The 15385-nt window shown below is 71.7% G+C and carries 14 protein-coding genes; 7 read left to right on the top strand and 7 right to left on the bottom strand.

Translation table 11 applies throughout. The annotated features are described in order from the left end of the window. Window positions 1-2 precede the first annotated feature (2 nt). The 6 genes from kduI to K1T35_RS32910 all read right to left on the bottom strand — a co-directional run bounded on the left by kduI (window position 3) and on the right by K1T35_RS32910 (window position 6911). On the bottom strand, window positions 3-833 hold the full coding sequence (gene kduI, locus K1T35_RS32935) for a 5-dehydro-4-deoxy-D-glucuronate isomerase (RefSeq protein WP_220255665.1): 831 nt from the start codon (window positions 831-833) through the stop codon (window positions 3-5). A gap of 13 nt (window positions 834-846) precedes the next feature. Next, a complete protein-coding gene (locus tag K1T35_RS32930) occupies window positions 847-2151 on the bottom strand; it encodes a TRAP transporter large permease (protein ID WP_220255664.1) in 1305 nt (434 codons plus the stop codon). A gap of 15 nt (window positions 2152-2166) precedes the next feature. After that, window positions 2167-2670, bottom strand: a complete 504-nt coding sequence (locus tag K1T35_RS32925; protein ID WP_220255663.1) for a TRAP transporter small permease — start codon at window positions 2668-2670, stop codon at window positions 2167-2169. Between the two features lie 3 nt (window positions 2671-2673). Continuing rightward, window positions 2674-3729 (bottom strand): TRAP transporter substrate-binding protein, encoded by a 1056-nt coding sequence (locus tag K1T35_RS32920; protein WP_220255662.1) that lies wholly within the window; start codon window positions 3727-3729, stop codon window positions 2674-2676. 281 nt (window positions 3730-4010) lie between these two features. Further along, window positions 4011-5273: a hypothetical protein gene (locus K1T35_RS32915; protein WP_220255661.1), complete on the bottom strand. Its 1263-nt coding sequence runs from the start codon at window positions 5271-5273 to the stop codon at window positions 4011-4013. Window positions 5274-5693: 420 nt separating this feature from the next. Next, window positions 5694-6911, bottom strand: a complete 1218-nt coding sequence (locus tag K1T35_RS32910) for a LeuA family protein (RefSeq protein WP_220255660.1) — start codon at window positions 6909-6911, stop codon at window positions 5694-5696. 71 nt (window positions 6912-6982) lie between these two features. Between K1T35_RS32910 and K1T35_RS32905 the strand changes: the two genes are divergently transcribed. The 7 genes from K1T35_RS32905 (at window position 6983) to K1T35_RS32875 (ending at window position 14852) form a co-directional block, all read left to right on the top strand. After that, a complete protein-coding gene (locus K1T35_RS32905) occupies window positions 6983-8188 on the top strand; it encodes a citrate/2-methylcitrate synthase (protein ID WP_220255659.1) in 1206 nt (401 codons plus the stop codon). A gap of 120 nt (window positions 8189-8308) precedes the next feature. Then, a complete protein-coding gene (locus K1T35_RS32900) occupies window positions 8309-8998 on the top strand; it encodes an ABC transporter ATP-binding protein (protein ID WP_220255658.1) in 690 nt (229 codons plus the stop codon). Then, on the top strand, window positions 8995-10203 hold the full coding sequence (locus tag K1T35_RS32895; RefSeq protein WP_220255657.1) for an ABC transporter permease: 1209 nt from the start codon (window positions 8995-8997) through the stop codon (window positions 10201-10203). Before K1T35_RS32900 ends, K1T35_RS32895 begins: the two co-directional genes overlap by 4 nt. A gap of 44 nt (window positions 10204-10247) precedes the next feature. After that, window positions 10248-11915, top strand: a complete 1668-nt coding sequence (locus K1T35_RS32890; protein WP_220255656.1) for an HlyD family efflux transporter periplasmic adaptor subunit — start codon at window positions 10248-10250, stop codon at window positions 11913-11915. 74 nt (window positions 11916-11989) lie between these two features. Then, complete coding sequence (locus K1T35_RS32885; protein WP_220255655.1) at window positions 11990-13471, top strand: glycosyltransferase family 39 protein; 1482 nt, start codon at window positions 11990-11992, stop codon at window positions 13469-13471. A gap of 39 nt (window positions 13472-13510) precedes the next feature. After that, complete coding sequence (locus tag K1T35_RS32880) at window positions 13511-14032, top strand: GNAT family N-acetyltransferase (protein WP_220255654.1); 522 nt, start codon at window positions 13511-13513, stop codon at window positions 14030-14032. 49 nt (window positions 14033-14081) lie between these two features. Continuing rightward, window positions 14082-14852 carry a hypothetical protein gene (locus tag K1T35_RS32875; RefSeq protein ID WP_220263316.1) on the top strand — a complete coding sequence of 257 codons (771 nt, stop codon included), beginning with the start codon at window positions 14082-14084 and terminating at the stop codon, window positions 14850-14852. Window positions 14853-14859: 7 nt separating this feature from the next. Here K1T35_RS32875 and K1T35_RS32870 read toward each other — a convergent pair whose 3' ends face one another. Next, window positions 14860-15381 (bottom strand): hypothetical protein, encoded by a 522-nt coding sequence (locus K1T35_RS32870; RefSeq protein ID WP_220255653.1) that lies wholly within the window; start codon window positions 15379-15381, stop codon window positions 14860-14862. Window positions 15382-15385: the final 4 nt, after the last annotated feature.

Genomic DNA, 15385 nt, shown 5'->3' with positions numbered 1-15385 from the left:
GATCACCGCATCTCGGCGATGGGGACGCCGTCCATGTCGTCGAAGCTCTGATTCTCTCCTGCCATCGCCCAGACGAAGCTGTAGCTGGCCGAGCCGAACCCGCAGTGCACCGACCAGCTGGGTGAGATCACCGCCTGCCCGTCCGCGACCATGAGGTGCCGGGTCTGCGTCGGCTCGCCCATGATGTGCACGACCCGCGCGTCATCCGGCAGGTCGAAGTAGAGGTAGGCCTCCATCCTCCGGTCGTGGGTGTGGGCAGGCATCGTGTTCCACATGCTGCCCGGGTGAAGCGTCGTCACACCCATCACCACCTGGCAGCTGCGCACGCCGTTCTCGTGGATGTACTGGTTGAGCGTGCGCCGGTTGGAGGTGACGGGGTCGCCGAGCTCGCGGACGGTCCCGCTGCCCGCCTCGACGAGCGTGGTCGGGTACGCGGTGTGCGCCGGCGCGGAGAAGAGGTAGAACCGCGCGGGTTCGTCGCCGTCCGCGGACGTGAACGTCACGTCCCGCACGCCGCGCCCCACGTACAGGCAGGACCCCTTTCCCACCTTGTGGGTGGTGGCGTCGACCGCGACCGTGCCCGCGCCGCCGACGTTGACGATCCCGGCTTCCCGGTGCTCGAAGAAGTGGTCGCTGCGGATCTCCGGGAACCCGGGCAGCTCGACGGGGCCGCTCACCGGCTGGATGCCGGCGAGGACGACGCGGTCGTGGTGGGTGTAGACCGCGCGCACCTCGTCGGCGACGAACAGGTCCTCGACGAGGTAGCGGCGGCGCAGCTCCGCGGTGTCCATCCCGGGGATCTGGTCGGGGGCGGTGGCGTAGCGCTGCTCCATGGAAGTCCTTTCTCTACAGGAGGTCGAGCAGGCCGGGCAGCCAGAGCGACAGCCCCGGCGTGAAGATCACGACGATGAACACGATGACGAGCGCGACGAAGAACGGGACGAGCCTGCGGACGACGGGCTCGATCCCGAGGTCGGCGACCTTCGCGCCCACGAAGAGGATCGTGCCGACCGGCGGCGTGATCGTGCCGATGCAGACCCCGAGCACGATCATGATGCCGAAGTGGACCGGGTGGATCCCGAAGCTCTCCACGATCGGCAGGAAGATCGGCGTGAAGATCAGCACGGCAGGCGTCGCGTCCATGAAGCAGCCGACGACCAGCAGCACGAGCGCGATGAGCAGCAGGATCAGCACCGGGTTGGTGGTGAGGCCGAACAACCCCTCGGACACCGTCTGCGGGACCCGGGCGAAGGACAGGACGAAGCCCATGACCGTCGAGACGCCGATCAGGAACATGACGACGGCCGTCGTCTTCGCGGCGTCGATGAGGATGCCGGGCAGCTGCCGCACGGAGATCGCGCGGTAGAGGAACGACAGCAGCAGCGCGTAGAGCACAGCGATGCAGGACGCCTCGGTCGCGGTGAAGAAACCGGCGAGGATGCCGCCGATCACCACCACGATCAGCAGCAGCGCCGGTACCGCGTCCAGCAGCACCTTGAGCGACTGCGCGAGGCCGATCCGGTCGGTCACCCGCAGCTCGGGCCGCCTGCGGGCGTACAGGTGCACGGCCGCCATGCAGACCAGCGCCCACGCGATGCCGGGCAGGTAGCCCGCGACGAACAGCGCGGCCACCGACGTGCCCGACACCAGCGAGTAGACGATCATCAAGTTGCTCGGCGGGATGAGCATCCCGGACGGCGCCGATGCGACGTTGGCGGCTGCGGCGAAGCTGCGGTCGTAGCGCTCCTTCTCCTGCAGCGGGGTCATCACCGCGCCGACCGCGGCGGCCGCCGCCACCCCGGAGCCGCTGACGGCCCCGAAGAGGGCGTTCGCCGCCACGTTCGTCTGCGCCAGCGATCCCGGTGCCCAGCCGACCAGCACCTTCGCGGCATCGACCAGCCGCAGTGCGATGCCGCCGTTGTTCATGATCACGCCGGCCAGCACGAAGAACGGGATGGCCAGCAGCGGGAACGAGTTGATCCCGCGGAAGATCTGCTGGGCCGCGGTGGACACGCCGTCCTCGGTGCCGAGGAAGACGAACATCGCCGCGAGCGACGACAGGCCGACGGCCACGCTGATCGGGGCGCCGATGACGAGCAGCACCGCGATCCCGACCAGCAGCAGGAGGGCGGCGAGCGAGACGGGGTCCATGCCGGGACGTCCTCCCTAGACGAGCTCGAGGTCGGTGTCCTCCACCGGGCGCTCGGCGCCGGTGAGGATCTGCACCAGGTGGAAGAGGGTGTAGAAGGCGATCAAGGCGCCGCTGATCGGCAGGGCGAGGTAGAGCGGGCCGACCGTGATCGGCAGGCCGGTCAGGTTCTGGTTCCAGGCCAGCTGCGACACCAGGAACCCGCCCCACAGCAGCGCCAGCCCGGTGAAGGTCAGGATCGCCAGCTGGACGGCGATCGCCAGCACCACCTGTGCCCTCCGCGGCAGCCGGCGCACCACCACGTCCATTGCGACGTGGCCCCGCTCGCCGAACACGAGCGCGGCCGCGAACAGGCCCAGCCAGATGAACAGGTACTTGGCCAGTTCCTCCGACCAGCCGCTCGGGCTGCCGAGGACCTGCCGGGCGAACACCTGCCACGACACGTCGAGCACGAGCGCGGCGAACAGCACCACGCACACCGCGGCCAGCCCGCGGTCGAGAGCTTTCTTGAGCGCGGTCATCGATCAGCCGGCCGTGGCGGCCGCGCGCGCCTGCTCGTGGATCCGGCGGGCGACGTCGCTGGTCAGCTTCAGCTCGACCAGCGGGCGGATCGCCGCCGCGAACGCCTCGGTGTCCACCTCGTTGAACTGCGCGCCCGCGTCCTTCGCGGCCTGGGTGACCCGCGCGATCTCGGTCTTCCAGAGCTGCCCCTCTTCCTCGACGGCGGCGCGGATCTCGTCGGTGAAGATCGAGCGGTGCTCGGGGGACATGCCCTCGAGGATCGCCGGGTTGGTGATCAGGTAGTCCGGGAGCATGAGGTGGCGGGTGTAGCTGTAGTACGGCGCTACCTCGGAGTGCTTGGAGTTGAAGTAGGTCAACTCGTTGTTCTCGGCGGCGTCGATGACCCCTGACTGCAGCGCGGTGTAGACCTCGCCCATCCCCATCGGCGTGCCGCTGCCGCCCATCAGCCGGATCATCTCGATGTTCGTGTCCGACTCGATGACGCGGACCTTCATCCCGGCGAGGTCGGCAGGCGTCGTGACCGGGCCCCGCGGGTTGTACATCGAGCGGATGCCGCCGTGGAACGCGCCGAGCACGTGGATGCTCTGGCCGTCGAGCGACGAGTAGAGCTCGGAGACGATCGCGGGGTCGTTGGTGACTTCGCGCTGGTGGTCCTGGGAGTCGAACGTGAACGGGAGGTTGAAGGCCACGAAGTCGGGGTTGAAGTTCTCCAGCAGCGGGCTCGCGACCATCGACATGTCCAGCGCGCCGGACTGGACCAGCTCGATCGTCTCGCGCTGCGCCCCGAGGGTCTCGTTCGGATAGACCTCGATGCCGTACCGGCCGCCGGTCCGCTCGGCGAGCCGCTCGCCCATGGCCCGCATGGCGATGAACTGCGGGTGGTTCTCGGGCTGGTTGAACGCGACCCGGAACACCGTCTCGGCCGTGGCGGCGGCCGAACCGCCCCCGGCCCCGCCGCCTGTGACGGCGCCAGGGACGCCGGTACCAGCGCTGCAGGCGCTCACCAGGAGCGCCGCCGCGGCCACGCCTACCAGCGCGGCTGCCTTCGGTCGACCCATGCCGGACTCCTTTGTCAGCAGATATGGAACTCAGTTCCGTGGCACGGAACAACCTACTGCTGGCCGCCGGTGCGTGCAAGAGGTTCTGGGAAGCGCTTGCCGGGGCGGGAACGAGCGGAACCCGGATCGCGGCTACCTATTGGGATCACGGCGCGCGCTGCTGACGTCCGGCCAGGCCCGCAGCCCGGGCAGGCCTCGCCGGACTGGCGTTTCGAGCCGGCGTGATCAGCGGGAACGGGACATAACGCTCAGGGGTGAGCGTTATGTCCCGATCCCGTCGATCATCGGTCGGATTGGAGCGGGTCCGAGGATTGGATGCGTGCGCCACGCACCCGCTCGTGTAGCTCCGCCACCTCGACGACGTCGCGGCGCGGAGCAAGTTGCTGGTCGACCTCCACCACCCGCCATGCGTTCGACGGCACCAGTCGACCGGAGTCGGCGGCCAATAGCGCGAGATGGGCAGCCTCGTCCGCGCGCCCGTCGCGGGCGAGGATCAGCCCCAGGTCGATCCGGGCGGTAGCGAGCCGGCGGGCAGGGCCGTGCGCGTACCGGTCGGCGACCTCGCGGGCGACCTGCTCCCCGGCCGGGTCGCCGAGCCAGGCAAGCGAGGTGGCGGTGTAGCCCTCCAGCTTGCGCCGATCGAAGAAGAAGTGGTGGTCCCGTGGCGTGGGCCCGGACTGGCGGTCCACGCCCGTCTCCGCCCGGGCGAGTGCCGCGCGCACCGTGGCGCCGTCGCCGAGCCGGGCCGCGGCGCGCGCCCGCTGGGCGGCGAGCTGCACGACCGCGGACGCGCCCGGAGCGGCCAGTGCTTCCCCCTCGGCCGCCAGCCGAGCCGCCCGCTGCCAGTCCTGGTCTATCAGCGCCGTCCATGTCGCGATCTCGAGCGCCCATGCGCATATCTCGGTGTGCTCGGACTCTCGGCCCAGTGACGCCGCCGCGGCTCGCGCGGCGGCGGCCTGCGCCCGGTCGCCGAGGTCGACGAGCACGGTCGCGCCGAGCAGCGCCAGCCATCCGCCCGTTGCCAGCAGGCGGCGCCGCTGCGCCAGCGTGGTGCGCCGGTCGAGCAGCACCGACACCTCCGATGCGCGGCGACGTACCTCCGTCAGCAGCGCGTCCGGCGGGGTGTTGGCGTACGCGCGGGCCAGTAGCTCGGCGACCTCCTCGGCCGCCTCCACCGCGGCAGCGCCCACCTCGGACACCCCGGCCCGTGCCGCGAGCGCGAGCAGCCCGTCATCCGTGTACGGCTCCGGGACGCCGTCGTCGCTGCGCCGCGGTGGTCGGAACCCCAGCTCGGACTCGCTCGCCTCGAGCACCGCTGCGAACGCCTGCCGGTAGGTGCGGCCCGGCCAGCGGATCGCACCACGTTCCAGCTTCGCCACGTAGTGCGCATCCACCGGCGCCTCGTGGCCGGCGCTCCGATGGACCTCGGCGGCGACCAGCTCGGCCAGCTCTCCGCGGCTCAGCGGATGGCCGGGGGAACGCGACGACGGCCGGGCCAGCCGTGCGGCCCGCAACTGCGTGTTCGGCTCCACCCGCATCCCCACCCGCCGAGGATGCCGATCATCCCCGGGCATCCCCGCGAAACGCCCTGCCTCCGGTTGCTCGCCGAGGCCAGCGTAGAGGGAGTGAAGAGGCCGGCAACGTGCGCGACCGTGCTTCTGTGGGCCTTTCTGGCCTTCGCCACGGCATATGGGCTGTTCCTCATGCTCCTGGGCATTGCGTTGGCGGTGCGGGGCCGATGAGCGACTCGGCGCCGATGAGCGAGCTCGTCGCGGTCTACGTCGCGCACGGTCTCACTGAGGGGATGCGTGCGGCGCATGTCGATGACGGCACCGGCCACTGCGCCGGCTGTGCGTGGTCGCAGACGGGGTGGCCCGTCCATCCGTGCACGCTTCGACACGCCGCGGAAGTCGCGACCGACATGAAGCGCCCGTCCCAGCCGCGTTGACGCGGACGTTGCTCGGTCAGGGGAGTTGGCCCGGGAACAGCAGCGAGAGCTCCGCGGGGTGGCGGGCGATCAGGCGCAGCTCGTCGTCGGTGAGCGGGCGGCCCGTCATCGCGTTGCACAGCTGCGCCAGCTGGAACGATCGCTCCTCGTCGGCAGGCTCGAGGCCGAGGCCCTCCATGACGTGCCGGAACCCGGCCTTCCCGCCGTACTCGCCGGTGAGCACGACCCGGCCGTCACGGGTGTGCCAGTCGTCGGGGAACGGGCCGAGGGTGGCCTCGTCGTACAGCTCGTAGTTGCCGTGGTCCTTGAGCGCGCCGTCGGCGTGGATGCCCGACTCGTGCGCGAAGGCGTTGCGGCCAACGCCCACCTGGTTGTGGGGTAGCGGCTGACCGAAGGCGTAGCTCGCCCACAGCGCGAAGCGGCGCGCCCAGCTCAGATCGAGGGCGTCGCCGATCTCGGCGTCGATCCCGAAGCCGTGCTCGAACGCGAGAACCGTCGAGAGCAGGTCGGCGTTGCCCGACCGCTCCCCGATGCCGTTGACGCACGTGTTGATCCAGGCGTCCTGCCCCGCGTCGAGGTCGCCGAGCGCACCCGACACCGAGTTGGCGACGGCCATCCCCAGGTCGTTGTGGCAGTGCGTCTCCACGGGCATTCCGGTGGTCGCCGCGAGCGCCGCGAAGCGTTCCCGGATGCGGCCGGGGGTGTCGCCGCCGATCGTGTCGCAGTAGCGCACCCGGTCGGCGCCTGCCTCCTTCGCGGCGAGGGCGAACTGCAGCAGGAACGCGTCGTCGGTGCGGGATCCGTCCTCCGCGTTGACGCCGATCGTCTCCGCCCCACTCTGCTTCGCGACGCGGACCGCCGCCGTCATCTCCCTGATGATCGCGTCGCGGTCCAGGCTGCCGCGGAACTTGTTCTTGATCATGTAGTCGGACGTGGAGATCGACAGGTTGTAGTGCCGCAGCCCGAGCGGTGCGGCCTTCTCGACGTCCGCCGCCACGCCGCGACACCAGCCGGCGAGGCGCAGGTCGCCGAACGCGCCTGCCTTCTCCAGCGCCACCTGCGCCCGGATGTAAGGCACCTCGTGGTGCAGGAACGGGAAGCCGATCTCGGACTGGGCCACGCCGAGTCGGGCCAGGTACCAGTTGACCATCGTCTTGCCGAACTTGGACAGGCCGGTGCGCGCGGTCTGCACGCCGTCGCGGTTGGTGACGTCCAGGAAGTGCACTCGTGGCATGCCGCGACGTTGACACACGTCCTCAATGTGTATCAATATTGATTTTAATCAATATATCGTCAGGAGTCCGGGTGGAGGAGATCGATGCCGCCGAGGCGGCGCGCCGGCTCGGGGTCAAGCCGGCCACGCTGTACGCCTACGTCAGCCGTGGCGTCCTGCGCAGGCGACCGGGGAGCGACGGGCGCCGCAGCATGTTCGACGCGGCCGAGGTGGCTTTGCTCGCACGCCGCGGCAGGCCGCGCCGCGCGGCGGAGACGGAGCTCGTCGTCGAGTCGGCCCTGACCGCGCTCGTGGGTGACCGCCCCTACTACCGGGGGCGGGACGCGCTGGCGCTGGCCGGTACCGCCCGCTACGAGCAGGTGGCCACGTGGCTGTGGACGGGGGACCCGGACGCGTTCACCGCAACCGCGTCGGAGTGGCGGGTGGCGTCCGAGGCGCTGGCCGCGGTGCGGGACGCACAGCGCGGCCTGCCCGGCGACCTGCTGCCGTTGGACCGGATGCCGGTGATCGTCACCGTGCTGGCCGGTCTGGACCCGCTGCGCTTCCACCTAGAGCCACCCGCCGTGGTCGCGGCCGGGCAGACGATCGTGGCGGGGCTCGTCGAGGGCCTGCCCGTCCCGGAGGAGGGCTCGCCGCTCGACGGTTCCGTCGCAGAGCGGCTGTGGAGCCGGCTCACCCCCCGTCCGCCGGACGGCCTGCTCGACGTCCTCGAGGCCACGCTGGTGCTGCTCGCCGACCACGAGCTGGCGGCGTCCACGCTCGCCGCCCGCGTGGCCGCGTCGGTGCGGGCCGATCCGTACGCCGTGGTGCTCGCCGGGCTCGGCGTGCTCTCCGGCCCGCTGCACGGCGGCGCGTCGTTGGCGGCCGAGCGGATGTTCGCCGACGTGCGGGGCCCGTCCGACGCGGCGCGCGTGATCGGCGAACGGCTGCGCCGTGGCGATCGCATCCCCGGCCTCGGGCACCGCGTCTACACCGGTGCCGACGGGCGTGGCGTCCGGCTGATGGAGCTGCTGCGTGCGGCCGTGCCGGGGCACGAGCAGCTCGCCGCGGCCGAGGCCGTCATCGCAGAGGCCGGGCGCCGCAGGCTCCCCGCTCCCAACGTCGACCTCGCCGTGGCGTGTCTCGCGCGCGTGGCGGGCATGGTGCCCGGCGCCGGGGCGGCGATCGCCGCCGTGGCCCGCACGGCGGGCTGGCTGGCGCACGGGATGGAGGAGTACGCGCGCGGGCGGATGCTGCGCCCACGCGCCGTCTACACCGGTCCGCCGCCGGGCTCCTGAGACCCGCTCGACGTGGCCCGGGTCACTCGTGGCAAATTATGAGTACGGCGTACCCGAGATCTCGCTACCTCGTTGATGTGATCGAGGTAGTCGAGGGGACGACTGCCTGCAGGGGGGACCATGATCGAGCTCGACGGCGTCACGAAGACCTACGGCAACGGCGAGGTGCAGGTCCGGGCGCTCGGCCCGGTGGACCTCCTCGTCGAGGAGGGCGACTTCGTCGCGATCATGGGGCCGTCCGGTTCCGGCAAGAGCACGATGATGAACATCCTCGGCTGCCTTGACGTGCCGAGCGACGGGCGCTACCTGCTGGACGGGATCGACGTCAGCAAGCTGCGCGACAACAAGCTCGCGGCCATCCGCAACACGCGGATAGGTTTCGTGTTCCAGTCGTTCAACCTGATCGCGCGAACCTCGGCGGTGCGCAACGTCGAGCTGCCGCTCATCTACGCCGGGGACAAGAGCCGCCGCCGGGAGCGCGCGTTGGCGGCGCTGGAACGGGTCGGGCTCGGTGAGCGGGCGGGTCACATGCCCAACGAGCTGTCCGGTGGGCAGCAGCAGCGTGTCGCGGTGGCGCGGGCGCTCGTGACCAACCCGGCGATCATCCTGGCCGACGAGCCCACCGGGAACCTGGACACCACCTCGACGGTGGAGATCATGCGGCTGCTGGTCGAGCTGAACGACGCAGGCCGCACCGTCGTGCTGATCACGCACGAGCCGGAGGTCGCGGAGTTCGCCAAGCGCGTGATCGAGCTGCGCGACGGCCACATCGTGCGCGACGTACGGCAGAAGCAACTGGTCACGTCGTGATCTGGGAGGTCACGCGCATCGCGATGCGCGGTCTGCGGGCCAACAAGCTGCGCTCCGCGCTCACCACGCTCGGCATCATCATCGGCGTCTCGGCGGTCATCCTGCTCACGGCGCTCGGCAACGGGATCCAGGCGGGCTTCAACGAGCAGTTCGGCTCGCTCAACACCCAGATCACGGTGACGCCGACCGAGGGTGGGGTGCCTGGTGGGGGCCAGGCCCGTGACCTCACCGAGAATGACATGGAGGCGGTGCTCAGGGACGCCCCGGACGTCGCGACCGCCCTCCCGATCGTCGCCGGGGCCGCGCTGCTGCAGCTGGGTGGCGACCAGTACCGCACATCGGTCACCGGCACCACGGCCGACTACTTCACGGTCACAGACCGCGAGCTGACGGCGGGGCGCGGGTTTGACGCGCAGGAGGTCCGCACCAACGCCAAGGTGGTCGTGCTCGGTCCGGGCCCGGTCACCGAGCTGTTCGGTGGCAACGCGGCATCCGCGCTCGGCCAGGAGATCCGGATCGGCAGGGCGGTGTTCCGGGTGATCGGCGTGGCGGAGGCCACCGGGCAGCAGGACGACGTCGCGATCATGCCGATCGGCGCGGCGCGCAGCTACCTCACCGGTGGCGACGACGAGCTGGACACCATCATCGTGCGGGCCCGTTCCGCCGAGGCGGTGACGCCGGCGGCGAACCAGATCACCGAGGTCCTGTCCGACCGGCACAACATCCGCGACACCGCCAAGCGCGATTTCGACGTGCAGGCCCTGCAGCAGCAGATCCAGGAGGCCACGCAGTTCTTGTCGTTCCTGACGCTGTTCACCGGCGCCGTCGCCGGGATCTCGCTGATCGTCGGCAGCATCGGCGTCGCGAACATCATGCTGGTGACGGTCACCGAGCGGACCCGGGAGATCGGCATCCGCAAGGCGATCGGGGCCCGGCCCCGGGTGATCCTCGGGCAGTTCCTGCTCGAGTCGGTGTTCCTGTCCGCGCTGGGTGGGCTGATCGGCATCGTGATCGGCGTCGGTCTCTCGCTCGTGGGTGCGCTGATCATGCCGCAGCTGATCCCCGACTTCCCCGCACCGGCCGTGGACCCCGGCTCGATCGTGCTCTCGTTCTCGATCAGCTTGCTCATCGGCCTCATCGCGGGCGGCTACCCGGCCCACCGCGCGTCGCGGCTCCGACCGATCGAGGCCCTCCGATACCAATGACCCGCGCGAGATCCAGACCAGTAGTGATCAAGGCAGGAGCTTTCATGTCCCGAACGACCGGTCGGCGCGCCTGGGCGGCATGCGCCATCGGTGCGGCCGCGGTGCTGGCCCTCACGGCCTGCACCGCGGAGCCGCCGCCACCGCCGGCACTGCGCGTGGACCGCGGCTCGGTGCAGAGCACCGTGTCGGCCTCCGGGACTCTCGTCGGGATCTCCGAACAGACGCTCGGCTTCCCGCGGCGCGGGCAGCTCACGCAGGTGCTGGTGGGCGTCGGTGACCAGGTGGTGCCCGGGCAGGAGCTCGCCCGCGTCGACGACTTCGCGCTCCGCCAGACGCTCTCCCAGGAGCAGGCGAGCCTCGCCGAGGCGCAGGCCGAGCTGGACCGGGCCACGGGCAACAACCGCGTGAACGCCACCGGCCGCACGCTCGGCCAGGCGCAGGAGATCCTCGACGCGGTCAAGAAGCAGGTCGACGAGACGAACGATCTGAATCGCGCGGCCACGAACCGCGCGCGCGAGCAGCTCGACTTCGACAAGAAGGTCCTCGACCGCGCGTGGGACGTCCTGCGCCGGGACGAGGAGGCGTGCGAGGACGAGGGCGACAGCCCGCCGTCGACCACGACCACCAATCCAGCACCGAGCCGGCAGAGCCAGCAGAGCCAGCAGGACACCGAAGGCTCAGAGGACGACGAGGACACGGGATCCCAGGTCGAAGGAGCGTCGTTCCGCGTAGAGGGCATCGCCTTCAACTCGGTCCCCGCCGGGGCCTGCGAGCGGCTCGACGCCGACCGCACCGCCGTCGAGAACGCGAAGCGCACAGTGCTCCAGTCCGAGGCCGCGCTGGACACCGCGAAGCACCAGGAGGACGTCGACGCCGCGGCCGGGAAGGTGTCGATCGAGCGGGAGCAGCAGACCGTCATCTCCGCGGAGAACGACAGCGGCGCCGCCCAGAACGACCGGCCCGCCGACATCGAGGTCCGGAGGGCGCAACTGCGCAACGCCCAGGCAGCCGTCCGGGTGGCACAGCAGGACGTCGACAACACGGTCCTGTACGCCCCGGCCGCCGGCACCGTGTCGGCGATCAACGGGAAGGCCGGCGAGTTCGTGGGCGAGGCGTCCGGCCTCACCCCGGTCGCACCCGGCAGCACCGCGAGGATCCCCCAGAGCAACGACATCTCGAGTGGCGACAACGGGGGCTCGGCGCAGAGCACGGGACCGCTCATGGTCTTGAACAACCTCGACACGTACCAGCTGGTCGTGCCGTTCGAGGAGTCCGACGCCGCGCGCATTGCCGTCAACCAGCAGGTGGAGGTCACGGTCGACGCGATCCCCGACCTGCGGGCGCCGGCAACCGTCCTCTCGATCGCGCCGACCGGGACGCCGTCGTCCGGGATCGTGGAGTACAACGCCACGATCGTGCTCCGCGATGGCAGCGATGCCCGGCTGCGCGACGGCCAGACCGCGCTCGCCGACGTGATCACCGAGTCGGTGGACAACGTGCTGCGCGTGCCGTCGGCCGCCGTCCAACGTGACGTTGCGGGCACCTTCGTCGACGTCCGCGGCGAGGACGGCCAACCCGTCAGAACACCATTCGAGGCCGGTGCGACAGGCGACGAGTACACCCAGGTGCTCTCCGGCCTGCGGGAGGGCCAGGAGCTCCTGCTCCCACCGCCGCCGACCCCCGCCGCCACCGGAGGGGGCCCCGGCGGCTGACGCCGGGTCGTGAGTGGATACGCGCGCCATAGCGCGCGTATCCACTCACGACGCTTTCGCGCTAGCGTCACCGCGTGATCGATCCGCCTCGCTTCCGTGTGGCGTGGGGCGGGCTCGGTGCGCTCGCGGGCGGCGTCGCCGCGCTGCTGCTCGCCACGTCCGGTCGCTACGGCTACCATCGCGACGAGCTGTACTTCCTGCGGGCCGGGCGCGAACCGGCGTTCGGCTACGTCGACCAGCCACCGCTCACGCCGCTGATCGCGCGCGCGATGGACACGCTGCTGCCCGGCTCGCTCACCGGCCTGCGGCTGCCGTCGGTGCTCGCATCGGCCCTGGTCGTGCTGCTCACCGGCCTGATCGCCCGTGAGCTGGGTGGAGGGCGCGGCGCGCAGCTGGTGGCCGCGGCGAGCATGGGCGTGTCGGCGGTGCTGCTGGCTGTCGGGCACCTGCTGTCGACCACCACCTACGACCTGCTCGCCTGGACCGCCCTGACCTGGCTCCTGGCGCGCTCGCTGCGTGACGGCGGCATGATCTGGCTCGTCACCGGCGCGGTGGCCGGGCTCGCGTTGCAGAACAAGCCGCAGCCGCTGGTGCTGCTCGCCGGCGTGCTCGTGGGCGTGCTTGCGGTCGGGCCGCGGGCGGCGCTGGCCAGTCGCTGGCCGTGGCTGGGCGCGGCGGTGGCGCTCGCGATCTGGGCGCCGAACCTGGTCTGGCAGGCCACGAACGGCTTCCCGGTGTTCACGCTGTCCGCCGCGATCGCGGGCGGCAGCTCCGGCAGCAGCGAGCCGTGGTACCTGTTCCTGCCGTTCCAGCTCGTGCTCGTGAGCCCGCTGCTCGTGCCGATCTGGGTACTGGGCTGGTGGCGCCTCGCCCGCGACCCCGCGCTGCGCACGTGGCGCGCCTTCGCCGTGGCGTACGTGCTGGTCGCCGCGCTGTTCCTGGTGACGGGCGGCAAGCCCTACTACATGGCGGGCTTCTTCCCGGTGCTGCTCGCGGCGGGCGCGCCGGCCGTCGTCGACTGGGCGCGGCGCGGAGCACGCGTGCTGCGAACCGGGCTGCTCGCGGCCGCCCTCGCGCTGAGCCTCGCGATGTCTTCGCTGCTCATGCTGCCGCTCGTCCCGGTCGGTGAGCTGGCGCGCACCCCGATCCCGGACATCAACTACGACGCGGGGGAGACGGTCGGCTGGCCCGAGTTCGCGGCGACGATCTCCGCCGTGCACGCGCGGGTGCCAGCGGGCGAGCGCGTCGCGGTGCTCACCGCCAACTATGGGGAGGCGGGCGCCGTCGACCGGTTCCTGCCCGCGCTCGCGCCGGCCCACAGCGGGCACAACGCGTACTGGGGGTGGGGCCCGCCGCCGGAGGATGCCGGAACGCTGATCGTGGTCGGGCTGGACGAGGCGCCGCTGCGCCGGTGGTTCGGCGCGGTCGAGCTCGCCGCGCGCGTCGACAACGGGCTCGGCGTCGACAACGACGAGCAGGACGAGCCGGTCTGGCTGGTCCGCGAGCGGCGCGCTCCGTGGTCGCAGCTCTGGCCGCAGCTGCGCCACATCGGATAGTCGGTTGCGTGTACGTGCGCCGACCTGGATCTTGTCCCGGTGCTGGTCCGCCGTGAGCTCCCGGGTGACGCGCCCGCCGTCGCCGACGTCCACGCCGAGGCGTTCGCCCCGATGTACCCCGACTCCGCGCCGATCGAGCCGGGCTTGGTCGACGCCCTGCGCGCGAGCGAGGAGTGGCTGCCGCCCTTGTCGCTCGTCGCCGAGATCGACGGTGCTGTGGTGGGGCACGTGTGCGTCACGCGGGCGACGCTCGGCCCTGACCAGCTGCCCGCGCTCGGCCTCGGCCCGCTCGGCGTGCGGGAGGCCCACAAGCGCCGCGGTGTGGGCAGTGCCCTCATGCACGCGGTGCTCGGCGCCGCCGACGCGCTCGACGAGGGCGTCGTGGTGCTGCTCGGGCACCCCGACTACTACCCGCGGTTCGGATTCCGCCCCGCGGCCGAGCTGGGCATCGAGCCCGAGGTACCCGAGTGGGCGCCGCACTTCCAGGCCCGCCCGCTCACGGCGTACCGGCCGCAGCTGCGCGGCACCTTCCGCTACGCGGCCCCGTTCGGCGAACTCTGAGCCCCCGGGCGATTGCCCGGATCTCTGAATACCTCCAGCATGCGGGGTCATGACCACCGAGGTGCAGTGGAGCGAGCTCCAGCGCGACCCGCGGGGCGTCGCGGCCCTCGCCGACCGGGGCGACGTGCGCGTCCGGCGGCGCGAAGGGGTGCCGCTGCTCCTGGTCAGGGAGGACCGCGCCGAAGCGGCGGCTGACGGGGCCCTCGCCGTGGCGCGGACGCTGCGCACCGCGCTGCTGCACCTGGACGAGGCGGCGCACGAGGCCCTCACCGAGGAGTTCCCGTGGCTCGACAAGCTCCCCGTCGACGACCGGCGCCGCTTCGCGAGCGAGTTCGGGCAGGCCGTGCAGGCGTCGGCGGAGCTGGGGCAGTGGGATGTGCTGTCGCAGGCGCTGTTCGAGTGGCGAGCCACCGCCGAGATCCACGCCGACCCCTCCCTCGCGGCCGAGCTGTCCCGCCCGGTGGACGACGACCTCGGCCCGGTCCCGGTGCCCGAGGGGAGCTCGGGGACGTCCGACCGCTGGGAGCCCCGGTTCGCGACGTCCGAGGCGGCGAAGGGCTGGGAGGAGCTGTGCCGCGTGGCCACCGGGCCGGCGGAGGCGTGGGCAGCGCTCGCCGAGCGTCCCGCCCGGCCCCACGAGCCGGCCCGCCGGCACCGGCTGCGCGGGCGGCTTGCCGAGCGCCGGGTCGGCGAGCGGACCCTGCAGCAGTGGCACCTCGAGGTCGCCGGGAGCGGGCGGGTCTGGTACTGCACCGACGCCGAGCGGCGCGTCGTCTGGGTCGTCGCGGCTGCGCCGGTGCGCCCGAGGGTCGGTGGGTGAGCTGTGATCAGCCGCCGAACGGCCCGACGACCGTGTTGATCAGCATCGTCAGCGTGCTCTCCGCCCCCGTCCCGAACGCGGTGGCCAGTGCGTAGCCGACGGCTGCGTCCCGCGGCCGGACGTCCGCGGCGGGTGTCCACACCGCCATCAGCTCCACCGTCTCCGGTTCGAGCATGAGCTCGCCCAGCCGCTGCCCGTCGCGGGAGAGCCGGCTGCCGTCCTCGTCAGACGGGCTGAAGTGGTAGTGGACGCCGTCCACGTGCGCGTCCACGCGGAACGAGCCGCGGGTGAACCGGCCCCTCCCGAGGGTGAGCGTGGCCGGCGTCCCGTCGACGGTGAGCGTGAGTTGCGCGGGGTCGCGCGTGCCGATCGGCACGTACGCGGACACCTCAGCGGTCTCCGACCGCCGCAGGTGCACCGCGGGGAAGCCGTCACCCGCCACCTCGACCCACCCGTGCTCGATGTCGGTGTGGACGATCACCACACCGTGCAGCGGGTCGTCGACGGTGCAGGTCTGGATCAAGGGCACTCGG

The organism is Pseudonocardia sp. DSM 110487 (genome assembly GCF_019468565.1).
Taxonomy (GTDB): Bacteria; Actinomycetota; Actinomycetes; order Mycobacteriales; family Pseudonocardiaceae; genus Pseudonocardia.
The sequence above is the reverse complement of the archived record's forward strand: the minus strand, read 5'-3'. Positions and strand labels throughout refer to the sequence as shown.